Genomic DNA, 10,092 nt, shown 5'->3' with positions numbered 1-10,092 from the left:
TGAAACGCTGCGTACCGACCTGCTCGACCTGTGGACGCAAGGCCGCATGCCGATCAAGTCGGTGCTGATCGTCACGCACAACATCGAGGAAGCGGTGTTCATGTGCGACCGGATTCTGGTGCTGTCGTCGAACCCGGGCCGCGTGATCGCCGAGATCAAGGTGCCGTTCAAGCATCCGCGCAACCGGCTGGATCCGGCCTTCCGCAAGCTGGTCGACGACATCTACGCGAAGATGACGGCCCGCCAGACCGGCGAGGCGACGAAGAAGGGGCTCGAGCTCGGCAGCTGGCTGCCGCAGGTGTCGACCAACCTGATGGCCGGCCTGATCGAGACGCTCGCGATGGCGCCGTACCACGGCCGCGCCGACATGCCGGAAATCGCACGCACGCTGCACCTGGAGGTCGACGACCTGTTCCCGATCGCCGAAGTGCTGCAGTACCTCGGCTTCGCCGACGTGCGCGAAGGCGACGTGTTCCTGACGCCGCCGGGGCGTGTGTTCGCGGAATTCGGCACGCAGGAACGCAAGCTGATGTTCGCGGATCATCTGCTGAAGCACGTGCCGCTCGCCGCGCGGATCAAGAAGGTGCTGAACGAGCGCCCGGGCCATCGTGCGCCGCGCGTGCGTTTCGAGCAGGAGCTGGAGGATTTCCTGTCGGACGGCGCGGCGGAGGAAACGCTCGACGCGGTGATCGACTGGGGTCGTTACGGCGAGATCTTCTCGTACAACGACCAGACCGAAATCTTCAGTCTCGAGGACGTCGAGTCCTGAGCCGCCGAGCCGGGCCGTCTGGCCCGGCATCCGCACGCACGGCGCCTGCCAGGCGCCGCGCATCGCATCGTTACTGCAGGTTACCCCACCGATCGACCGCCGGTTCGGCCGACGCCCACTTCCAGTGCGTGCCTTGCTGGCACGCATTCGCGAAATACCAGTCGGCCTTGTCGCCGTCCTTCACCGAGAACGCGAATTCCTTGCACAGTGCAAGCGCCGTCGAGTACGCGCGCGTGACGCGCACCTCGCCTTCGCCGTTTTCGAGCGGCAGCGTGTTCTTCACGTTCCACGGCTTCACTTCGCCGACGGCCAGGCTGCCGGCCGCCTTCGCGATCGCGTCCTGCTGGTTCTGATGGAGCTGTTTCATCGTGCGGTTGACGGCCTCGTCGGTCGCCGCCTGCACGGCGATCCCGACACCGACGCCGACGGCCGGGTTCGCGGTGACGAGGCCCGTCGCCGCGCCGGCGAGCGCGCCGCTCGCCGCGCCGACCGAGCCGCAGCCCGACAGCGCGGCGCTGGCCGCGCACAGTGCGCCGATCGCAGCGATTCGGATCGCGACGCTCATTGCAGCGCGCCCCAGCGTTCGGTCGCCGGTTCCGCCGACGCCCATTTCCACACGGGACCGTCGCGGCAGATCGTGGCGACGTAGAACGCCGATTGCGCGGCCTTGTCGGCCTTCGCCGGCGTGTCGACCGCGAACACGATTTCCTTGCAGTCGAGCGGGCCGATGCTGATCATGCGGCTGACCGTCACGCGGCCCTGTTCGTCATCCTCGATCGGAAACGAATGGTGCGTCGTCCACGGCGCGACGCCGCCGACGTCGAGCGGGCCGGCCGCCTTCGCGATCTGTTCCTGCGTGTAGCGGTGCGCGACGCGCTGCGTGTACTGGACGCCCGCACGCGCACCGGCGACGGCGCCGAGGCCGATGCCCGTCGCGACGGCGGCGTTGTTGGTGACCTTGGAGGCGATCGCGGCGCCCGCGATACCGGCGCCGGCGGTCGCGCCTTCGCTGTACAGCGAGTTGCAGCCGGACAGCAGTGCGGCCGTGGCGAGCGCGGCCAGCACGATGCGCGCCGGCGTGGCCCGGCGCGGCGGTTCGAAACCCATGTTCATCCCTGAGTGCAAGTCCTGTCTGGGTGAGCGGCGACGCATGCGCGCCCCCTTGCCGCGTCATTGTTTCGCAATGGTCATAGGAAAACTGCAAAGCTTTGACAAATGGCCGGCGGCGGGTCGCGCGCGTACGCGCGGCGCTATTGTCGGACAGATGGCTGAGCCGGGGTCGAAGCGTTACAAATTGAAGGTAATTGTTACCGTGGCATGCGAGGAAGCGACCTAGACTGTTTTGTTATGGAATGTTTCTACGACGGCTCCGAGCCGCGCGCCATATGAGACACCCAGCCATGCGCCGTTCGAAACGGTTTTCTCCCCGGCCGCCCGATGCGGGTGCCGAGCGCCCGCGTCCACAGACCGACGCGCCGGCCGGCGCGCCCGACGAGACGCCGTCCGACGGCGATCACAACCAGGGCGGCGCACGCCCGGAAGGGCTCGACTATCAACGCGACCTCGGCCAGGAGCAGGACGCTTGAGCCCGTCGCCGCCGTATTCCGCTGCCGCATTTCATTGCGCGCCTGGTTGCATCGTTCACATCTGAATCGCCGCGCGACTGCCTTCGGGCCGTCGTGTCCGCCTTGGCGCGCGCCGCGCGTCATTCAATCGAATCGAGGAGGGGAAGCCGCATGAGCAGATTGATCGTGGTATCGAACCGTGTCGCCGCCGGCGAGGACACGCGCCCGAGCGCAGGCGGTCTCGCGGTCGGCGTGATGGATGCGCTGAAGGAAACCGGCGGCGTCTGGTTCGGCTGGAACGGCGAGATCGTCGGTACGCCCGACACGCAACCGGCGATCCAGCGGGACGGCAACGTCACCTATGCGACGGTCGGGCTGACCCGGCGCGACTACGATCAGTACTACCGCGGCTTCTCGAACGCGACGCTCTGGCCGGTGTTTCACTACCGCAGCGATCTCGCGCGCTTCGACCGGCAGGAGTACGCAGGCTATCTGCGCGTGAACGCGATGCTCGCGAAGCAGCTCGCCGCGCTGCTGCGGCCCGACGACCTGATCTGGGTGCACGACTATCACCTGCTGCCGTTCGCGCATTGCCTGCGCGAGCTCGGCGTGAGGAATCCGATCGGCTTCTTCCTGCACATTCCGTTTCCGTCGCCCGACATGCTGCGCGTCGTGCCGCCGCACGACGAGCTCGTGAAGTTCATGTGCGCGTACGACATCGCGGGTTTCCAGACCGATGCCGACAAGCAGGCGTTCACCGACTACATCGAGCGGCGCGGCATCGGCGCGGCGAGCGACGACGGGATGCTGCATGCGCACGGCCGTGTCGTGAAGGTCGCCGCCTATCCGATCGGCGTGCATCCGGATGCGATCGCCGAGGCGGCCGTCCAGTATGGCTCGCGCAAGCCGGTGAAGATGCTGCGCGACGCGCTCGGGGGCCGCAAGCTCGTGATGAGCGTCGACCGGCTCGACTATTCGAAGGGGCTCGTCGAGCGCTTCCAGTCGTTCGAGCGGATGCTCGCCAACCAGCCGGGCTGGCAGGGGCGCGTGTCGCTCGTGCAGATCGCGCCGCCGACGCGCTCCGACGTGCAGACCTACCAGCGCATTCGCGAGACGCTCGAAGGCGAGGCCGGCCGGATCAACGGCCGCTTCTCGCAGCTCGACTGGACGCCGATCCAGTACCTGAACCGCAAGTACGAGCGCAATCTGCTGATGGCGTTCTTCCGGATGTCGCAGGTCGGCTACGTGACGCCGTTGCGCGACGGGATGAATCTCGTCGCGAAGGAATACGTCGCGTCGCAGGACCCGGCCGATCCGGGCGTGCTCGTGCTGTCGGAGTTCGCGGGCGCGGCGGCCGAGCTGAGCGGCGCGCTGCTCGTCAATCCGTACGACCTGTCGCAGATGGCCGATGCGCTCGAGCGCGCGCTGTCGATGCCGCTCGCCGAGCGGCGGGCGCGGCACGAAGCGAACCTCGCGCGGCTGCGCGAGAACAACCTGTCGGTCTGGCGCGACACGTTCGTCGCCGACCTGCGCAGCGTCGCGGCGGCCGCGTCGGTCACGCGGCGCGCGGGCCGGCGGGCCGCGCATGTCTGAGCGGATGTTCGAGCGCGTGGAGGAGGGTGGCGCGGCGGACGATACGGCCGCCCGCTTCTTCATCGTCACGGGCGGCCCCGGCTCCGGCAAGAGCACGTTGCTCGATGCGCTCGAGCGCACCGGTTTCGCGCGCTCGCACGAGGCCGGGCGCGGCGTGATCCGCGACCAGATGGCGATCGACGGCCCGGCGCTGCCGTGGCGCGACCGGGCCGCATTCGCCGAACTGATGCTGAACTGGGAGATGCGCTCGCACCATCTCGCGCGAGGCGCGCGCGGGCCCGTGTTCTTCGATCGCGGCGTGCCGGATGTGATCGGTTACCTGCGTCTGACGGGCCTTGCGGTGCCCGCACACGCGGAGGCCGCGGCACGGCGCTTCCGCTATCACCGGCGCGTGTTCATCGCGCCGCCGTGGCCCGAGATCTACACGCAGGACACCGAGCGCCGGCAGGATTTCGCGGAGGCCGTGCGCACCTACGACGCGATGGTCGACTGCTATACGGCGTATGGCTATCGGCTGATCGAGCTGCCGCGCGTGAGCGTGAAGGCGCGCGTGCGCTTCGTGATGGACGCGCTCGACGCCACGTGAGCCGTGGGTGCGACGCGCTGCGGCGTCAGGTCGCAGCGTGAAGTCGCCGCATCAGGCCGCAGCGTCGGGGCGTGGCGACGCGATGCGCAGCATGCTGACCACCGCGGCGACCGCCGCGAACACCGTGGCGACATAGAGCGCGATCGTCGGACCTCGGTCGGGCGCCAGCCCGAAAATCAGCGCGACGAGCGCGGCACCGAGCGTCTGGCCCGTCAGGCGCGCCGTGCTCAGCATCCCGCCCGCGCCGCCGCTGCGCTCGCGCGGCGCCGACGACAGCATCGCGCGATTGTTCGGCGACTGGAACAGCCCGAAGCCCGCGCCGCACAGCGCCATCCGCCACACGATGTCGACGGTACCCGGGTGCGCGCCGATCGTCGCGAGCGACAGCAGCCCGGCCGCGAACAGCGCGAGCCCGATGCCGCCGAGGATGCCGGCCGAGTAGCGGTCCGACAGCACGCCCGCGAGCGGCGCGGCGAATACGATCACGAGCGGCCATGGCGTCATGTAGAGGCCGGTTTCGACCTGGGAGAAGCCGAGCGAATGCTGCAGCCAGAACGGCAGCGCGACGAACGCGAGCATCTGCGACGTAAACGACGCGACCGACGTGCAGATCGACAGCGCGAACATCGGGATGCGCATCAGGTCGACCGGCAGCAGCGGCGCCGGCTGCGACAGCTGGCGCTTCACGAAGAAGTAGCCGACGCCGAACGCGACGGCCAGCTCGGCCGCGACGTACGCGTGGCTTTCGCCGTGACCGAGCCCGTCGACGGCCATGATCAGCAGGCCGAACACGCACGCGTTCATCAGCGCGCTCGGGAAGTCGTACGGCGCGTCGTGCAGCGGGTTGGCCGGCAGCGCACGCAGGCTGCCGAACACCGCGGCGATGCCGATCGGCACATTGACCGCGAACAGCCACGGCCACGACGCGAACGACAGGATCGCCGATGCGACCGTCGGGCCGATCGCCGACGACAGCGCGACCACCATCGCGTTGATCGACAGCCCGCGCCCGAGCATCGACGACGGGTAGATCATGCGCACCAGCGCCGCGTTGACGCTCATGATGCCGGCCGCACCGAACCCCTGGATCACGCGCATCACCGCGAGCGTCGGCAGCGAGCCGGCGAGCGCGCAGCCGAGCGACGCCGCGGTGAAGAGCGCAAGACCCGCGATGTAGATGCGGCGATAGCCGACGCGTTCGCCGAGCGACGCGAGCGGCAGCAGCGTGATCGTGACCGCGAGCTGGTACGCGTTGACGATCCAGATCGATGCGGCATCGGACGCGTGCAGGTCGCGCGCGATCGTCGGCAGCGCGACGTTCGCGATGGCGCCGTCGAGCACGGCGAGCGTGATGCCCAGTGCGACGCAGACGATCGCCCAGTAGCGTTGCGGAAGCGGCAGGCCGGTATCGGCGTTCATGGCGGGAGCGAAAGCGTGGTTGTCCGCGTGCCCGGGTGCCGGTTGCGTGCGCAACCATGCTTGCGGGTGGAGGCGGCGGTGAACGGTCCGGCCGGCCTGGCGGCGCTGGCGCGGGACCGGTCGAGTGTATCACCGGGCCGAATCGCGCGACGCCGACACCGCCGCCGGCCGGCGCGCGTTCAGCCCTCGAAATCGAGGCCGCCGAGCCGCACGAGCGGGTCGGCCTGCGTGCGCGACGCGAGGTCGATGTCGCGCGCGCCCTCCCATGCGCTCAGCTTCCTCGGCAGCGCGCTCAGGTAGTGCTCGAACCGCACGGGCCCGTCGGGCTCCATCAACCGTTCGATCTCGTCGGTGTCCCAGGTCAGTTCGAGGTTCAGCGGATGCACGAAGCCGCTCACGTGCTCGTGCGGCGCGCTGCGGATCTGCACGCGCGTCGGTTGCCCGTGCCCGCCGTACGGGACGACGTCGGTCAGCACGTGATCGGCGAAGAAGGCGGCGATCGCCTGCGCGATGCGCGGCGCGAATTCGGTATCGAAACGGCGGGCGGTTTCGGGCTGCATGAAGGCGTCTCCAGTGTGCCGAAAATCGTAGCACGGCGGCGCCGCGTTTCGGCGTGCGTGATACCCGTAATGGCGCGTTACCACTTGCTGCATCTATTACGGCCGGGCGCGGCCACAATGCATCGCATCCAGTACCACTTCGCGTGGGAGTCCATCATGAAAAAGATTGCCGCTGTATGTGTCCTCGCCGGTTCGCTCGCCGTGGCGGGCCCGGTGTCCGCGCATGGCCGCGACGGGGGCGCCGTCATCGGCGCGCTGATCGGCGGCGCGGTGCTCGGCGCGATCGTGACGTCGGCGATGAATCCGCCCGTCGCGTATCAGGCGCCCGTGTATCAGGCACCGGCCTATCAGCCGCCGACGTACTACCAGGCACCGGCCTACCAGCAGCCGGCTTATCCGACCTACCAGCAGGCGCAATACCAGGACGACGGCCCGAGCTATTGCTACGACCGTTATCAGCGCGCGTATGTGTGCGGTGCGCCCGTGTCGGGCGGCTATGCGCAGCCGGCCGGCTGGTAAGAAGCGGGCACGCGTATGACGCGCGGGCAGGTTCGGCGTTGCCTAGCCGGCTGCCCGGTTTCCGGTGGAGCGGATGACAAAAGGCCCTCGCGGTGATGCGAGGGCCTTGCTTTTTGACGGTCGTCTATCGGCTCGTATCGGCCTCGCGCGGGCCGTGCGTGGATACAAACGGTTGCAATTGCATCAGTGGCGATGGCCGCCGCCGTTGCCTTGGCCGCGCCCGCCGCCGTCGTCATTCCAGTCGGCGCGGCGTCCGTCGCCGCGGCCCCAGCCGCCGTGACGGGCGCGTTCGCCGCGGTCGCGATCCCAGCCGCCGCGGTCACGATTCCAGCCGTCGCGTCCGCGATCCCAGTCGCGGCGTCCGCGGTCCCAGTCGCGCCCGCCGCCACCGCCCCAGATGTTGACCGTCCCGTACACGGGCGACGCCCCGTAGGCCGGCCCGTACGCGTAGCCGGGATCGGAATAGTAGGGCTGTCCGTAGCCGTATCCGGCGTCCGGACCGACGACGCACCCGGCCAGCAGCGTGGCGACGCCGGCGGCAGCAATGAGCTTCAGCATGATGATCTCCGTTGGTTTCCGTATAAGTACCGCGCGCGGGGATCGCCGGCTGTATGCAATTGTGTCGTGAAATTACAGCGCCGTAAGGTATTGGAGCGAAAGTGTTAGCATCCGGGGCCTATTTGTTTTTCAGGAGCACATCGATGAAATTCGCGATCCGGGCCGTCCTGGCCGCCCTTTGCGTGACGACCGCCGCCGCCTGCGCGGCCGGGCCCGCATCGGCGCCCGCCGTGCCGGCCGAGTCGATCAAGATGTTCCCGCAGCCGACGGCCGGCCAGCAGCGCGCGGTGATCGCGCTGCCCGCGCTCGAGAACGAAGGCGACGCGCGCGTCGAGCTGATGATCGGCAAGACGCTGCAGACCGACTGCAACCAGCAATGGTTCGGTGGGGAACTGACCGCCGAGGACGTGAAGGGCTGGGGCTATACGTACTATCGCCTGACCGACGTGAAGGGGCCGGCGTCGACGCTGATGGCCTGCCCGGGCCAGGCGCCGCAGCAGCGCTTCGTGCAGGTGCGCGGCGACGGCCAGCTGCTGCGCTACAACAGCCGCCTGCCGCTCGTCGTGTACGTGCCGGACGGTTTCGACGTGCGCTATCGCGTGTGGCATGCGTCGAAGGACGTGCAGCACGCCGTGACGCAGTAACGCATCGGCGCGGTCGTGCAGGGGCGCTTGCCGCTGCACGGCCGCGTGTGGTTTCGCTTGCGGGCTTCTTTCCGAGGTCCGCCGTTTTATCCGCAGCTCGCGTGTGCGAGCGCCGGCCATGCGGCCAGCGCGGCTTGCGCGACCGCCTCCAGATTGCGACGGCTCGCACCGTCGCGCGCCTGAATCGACATCCCCTGTCGCACCGTCACGTAGTAGCGCGCGATCGCGTCGAGGTTCGCATGTGCAGAAATCTCGCCGGTCGCAACGCTTTTGCCCGGCCGCGCGCGTAACGCGGCGACGGTCTGCTCGCGCATCGCGATCAGCATTTGCCGGACCGTGTCCGAGCGCTCGGCCGGATGCAGCGCCGATAGCACGATCAGGCAGCCTGCCGGTTTCGAGCGGCGCGTGAACGGATGGCGGTTTAGCAGTACGGCAAGGCAGAAGACGTGGCAGCGCTCGTCGCGTTCGTCGTCGGGCCGGAAGGGCGGTCGATCGACGGGACGGGGTTGACGATCGACGGCGGGGCGAATGAGCCAGGGGTGATGCGCGGTGTGATCGGTCTTGCGGCGCGACGTGTATGACTGGCCGCCGAGTTGCCAATGCCCGGCCGCCGGATCGGCCCATGTGTCGCAGGCCCGTAGGTCGTTGCGCTGCGTGGCGTCCGGGCCGATGCCGTGCATGCCTTACCGGCCGGCGGCGGGGCGTCGTCGAGCGGGACGATTACCATAACTGACGCCCGGCATCGGGATAGCACGCCTTTCAAAAAACTTGACGAGCACATTATCATCACCCGTCCGACGAGCATGCGCTCGAGCGGGATGGCCGTGGGGATGCTGCCTGTGGTGGGCCGACGGGCTTTCATCGTGCAGCAGATCGATGATCCGGGCGCTACATTCAAGATAAATCCAAGAAAGGCAATGAATACAACAACGCGTCAGCTAGAGGGGAAATCGGTTTTCGTTCTCGGTTCTGCGCCGGGGGTATCACTCTCCGTGCGTCATGAGGACGACATCGTCATTGCCATCAATGGTTCACTGATCCCTTTCCCGTCGATCGTTCCGGACATCCTGTTCATCAATGCGTACACGACGATCGCTCGGACGGAAGTGGCGCGGAAGACGATGGCGAGGCTTGGCGGCCTGAAGGTCAGGCACGTCGTCGGGATCGAGACGGGCCAGGGGTTGAGCGATATGCTCGACGCGCTTGCGGCCGCGGGTATGCAATGGGAGAGCGCCAGTGCGATGACGCGCGAGGAGCGCCGCGACGTGACGGGGCGTGCCATCGGGCGGGTTCCTGACGGCGACCGGGGCGATGCGGTCCTTTCGACGGGGGTTACGGCCTTGGCATGGGCGGTCGAGCAACGCGCGACAACCATTCGCTGGGACGGGTTCAGCCTGCAGGGAGGCCACTCCTATTTGCCCGATGCCACCAATCGCGATCACGTCCGGGTCGACTCGGAAGCGCTCGTCAGGCTCTTCGGTGTGCACGATCCGTCAGGTCCCCGTCAATGGAACCGATGAGGCGGTCATGCCGCCGCCGGCTCGGCCGCATATGCGTGCATTTCGGTGCGAGCGGCGGCGCATGGCAGCAGAGGGTGGGTCGGCATCGTTGACGGCATCGATTATGGGATGGGGTGCTGCATCCCCAAAAGTGCTCTGAGACGATCGACCTGCACCGCATGCCGATGCGACGTGTGATGCGTGCGCGCCGCGCGTTATCGGCAGCCGAGCTGCCGCTGCTCGGTTTCCAGATCGACCCGTTTGTCGTAAGGCCCGCAGCTCGTTGCGCGACTTGCCGTCAGGGCCGATACCGCGCACGACCTTGTGGCCGCGATCCGGCGCATGCGTGACGGCGTCGGTGCCGGCGGCCAGTTCGCCGC

The 10,092-nt window shown here is 68.2% G+C and carries 13 protein-coding genes; 7 read left to right on the top strand and 6 right to left on the bottom strand.

What is annotated here, in order from left to right; genetic code table 11:
- Positions 1-769 (top strand): AAA-associated domain-containing protein (locus U4Z31_RS18850; RefSeq protein WP_196486390.1); only part of this gene is annotated, 769 nt, incomplete at its 5' end.
- 70 nt (positions 770-839) lie between these two features.
- Here the strand turns inward: U4Z31_RS18850 and U4Z31_RS18845 are convergent.
- Both U4Z31_RS18845 and U4Z31_RS18840 read right to left on the bottom strand, forming a co-directional pair.
- The gene (locus U4Z31_RS18845) at positions 840-1,334 is read right to left on the bottom strand and encodes a hypothetical protein (protein WP_044846386.1); all 495 of its coding nucleotides are present in this window, start codon (positions 1,332-1,334) and stop codon (positions 840-842) included.
- Positions 1,331-1,882, bottom strand: a complete 552-nt coding sequence (locus U4Z31_RS18840; protein WP_044846387.1) for a hypothetical protein — start codon at positions 1,880-1,882, stop codon at positions 1,331-1,333. Before U4Z31_RS18840 ends, U4Z31_RS18845 begins: the two co-directional genes overlap by 4 nt.
- Before the next feature lie 287 nt (positions 1,883-2,169).
- Here U4Z31_RS18840 and U4Z31_RS18835 point away from each other — a divergent pair, with 287 nt between their 5' ends.
- From U4Z31_RS18835 to U4Z31_RS18825, 3 genes are all read left to right on the top strand, one after another.
- Positions 2,170-2,355, top strand: a complete 186-nt coding sequence (locus U4Z31_RS18835) for a hypothetical protein (protein ID WP_059527452.1) — start codon at positions 2,170-2,172, stop codon at positions 2,353-2,355.
- Positions 2,356-2,505: 150 nt separating this feature from the next.
- Positions 2,506-3,927, top strand: a complete 1,422-nt coding sequence (otsA, locus tag U4Z31_RS18830; RefSeq protein ID WP_321802086.1) for an alpha,alpha-trehalose-phosphate synthase (UDP-forming) — start codon at positions 2,506-2,508, stop codon at positions 3,925-3,927.
- 4 nt (positions 3,928-3,931) lie between these two features.
- Entirely contained in the window at positions 3,932-4,513 is a 582-nt protein-coding gene (locus U4Z31_RS18825; protein WP_321811051.1) for an AAA family ATPase, read from the top strand.
- A 51-nt stretch (positions 4,514-4,564) separates the two neighbouring features.
- On the opposite strand, the gene U4Z31_RS18820 is transcribed toward U4Z31_RS18825, so the two are convergent.
- Together U4Z31_RS18820 and U4Z31_RS18815 are read right to left on the bottom strand one after the other, a co-directional pair.
- Positions 4,565-5,932: an MFS transporter gene (locus U4Z31_RS18820; protein ID WP_044846391.1), complete on the bottom strand. Its 1,368-nt coding sequence runs from the start codon at positions 5,930-5,932 to the stop codon at positions 4,565-4,567.
- A 179-nt stretch (positions 5,933-6,111) separates the two neighbouring features.
- A complete protein-coding gene (locus U4Z31_RS18815) occupies positions 6,112-6,492 on the bottom strand; it encodes a DUF5594 family protein (RefSeq protein WP_257772929.1) in 381 nt (126 codons plus the stop codon).
- A 117-nt stretch (positions 6,493-6,609) separates the two neighbouring features.
- Here U4Z31_RS18815 and U4Z31_RS18810 point away from each other — a divergent pair, with 117 nt between their 5' ends.
- Positions 6,610-7,011, top strand: coding sequence for a hypothetical protein (locus U4Z31_RS18810; protein ID WP_321811044.1), 402 nt, complete (start codon positions 6,610-6,612; stop codon positions 7,009-7,011).
- 183 nt (positions 7,012-7,194) lie between these two features.
- On the opposite strand, the gene U4Z31_RS18805 is transcribed toward U4Z31_RS18810, so the two are convergent.
- Positions 7,195-7,569, bottom strand: coding sequence for a hypothetical protein (locus tag U4Z31_RS18805; protein ID WP_044846394.1), 375 nt, complete (start codon positions 7,567-7,569; stop codon positions 7,195-7,197).
- Positions 7,570-7,712: 143 nt separating this feature from the next.
- Here U4Z31_RS18805 and eco point away from each other — a divergent pair, with 143 nt between their 5' ends.
- On the top strand, positions 7,713-8,213 hold the full coding sequence (gene eco, locus U4Z31_RS18800; RefSeq protein ID WP_044846395.1) for a serine protease inhibitor ecotin: 501 nt from the start codon (positions 7,713-7,715) through the stop codon (positions 8,211-8,213).
- A gap of 86 nt (positions 8,214-8,299) precedes the next feature.
- On the opposite strand, the gene U4Z31_RS18795 is transcribed toward eco, so the two are convergent.
- Positions 8,300-8,893, bottom strand: a complete 594-nt coding sequence (locus U4Z31_RS18795) for a hypothetical protein (RefSeq protein WP_321811043.1) — start codon at positions 8,891-8,893, stop codon at positions 8,300-8,302.
- Between the two features lie 150 nt (positions 8,894-9,043).
- Between U4Z31_RS18795 and U4Z31_RS18790 the strand changes: the two genes are divergently transcribed.
- Positions 9,044-9,733 carry a hypothetical protein gene (locus U4Z31_RS18790; RefSeq protein ID WP_321811042.1) on the top strand — a complete coding sequence of 230 codons (690 nt, stop codon included), beginning with the start codon at positions 9,044-9,046 and terminating at the stop codon, positions 9,731-9,733.
- The last annotated feature ends 359 nt before the right edge of the window (positions 9,734-10,092 follow it).

The sequence above is a fragment of the Burkholderia sp. BCC1985 genome (assembly GCF_905339915.1).
Lineage (GTDB): Bacteria > Pseudomonadota > Gammaproteobacteria > Burkholderiales > Burkholderiaceae > Burkholderia.
The sequence above is the reverse complement of the archived record's forward strand: the minus strand, read 5'-3'. Positions and strand labels throughout refer to the sequence as shown.

Bases quoted from the DNA above. Each gene is read 5' to 3' on its own strand.
- U4Z31_RS18845 (WP_044846386.1), bottom strand. From the start codon at position 1,334: ATGAGCGTCGCGATCCGAATCGCTGCGATCGGCGCACTGTGCGCGGCC.
- U4Z31_RS18840 (WP_044846387.1), bottom strand. From the start codon at position 1,882: ATGAACATGGGTTTCGAACCGCCGCGCCGGGCCACGCCGGCGCGCATC.
- U4Z31_RS18835 (WP_059527452.1), top strand. From the start codon at position 2,170: ATGCGCCGTTCGAAACGGTTTTCTCCCCGGCCGCCCGATGCGGGTGCC.
- otsA (WP_321802086.1), top strand. From the start codon at position 2,506: ATGAGCAGATTGATCGTGGTATCGAACCGTGTCGCCGCCGGCGAGGAC.
- U4Z31_RS18825 (WP_321811051.1), top strand. From the start codon at position 3,932: ATGTTCGAGCGCGTGGAGGAGGGTGGCGCGGCGGACGATACGGCCGCC.
- U4Z31_RS18820 (WP_044846391.1), bottom strand. From the start codon at position 5,932: ATGAACGCCGATACCGGCCTGCCGCTTCCGCAACGCTACTGGGCGATC.
- U4Z31_RS18815 (WP_257772929.1), bottom strand. From the start codon at position 6,492: ATGCAGCCCGAAACCGCCCGCCGTTTCGATACCGAATTCGCGCCGCGC.
- U4Z31_RS18810 (WP_321811044.1), top strand. From the start codon at position 6,610: ATGCATCGCATCCAGTACCACTTCGCGTGGGAGTCCATCATGAAAAAG.
- U4Z31_RS18805 (WP_044846394.1), bottom strand. From the start codon at position 7,569: ATGCTGAAGCTCATTGCTGCCGCCGGCGTCGCCACGCTGCTGGCCGGG.
- eco (WP_044846395.1), top strand. From the start codon at position 7,713: ATGAAATTCGCGATCCGGGCCGTCCTGGCCGCCCTTTGCGTGACGACC.
- U4Z31_RS18795 (WP_321811043.1), bottom strand. From the start codon at position 8,893: ATGCACGGCATCGGCCCGGACGCCACGCAGCGCAACGACCTACGGGCC.
- U4Z31_RS18790 (WP_321811042.1), top strand. From the start codon at position 9,044: ATGCTGCCTGTGGTGGGCCGACGGGCTTTCATCGTGCAGCAGATCGAT.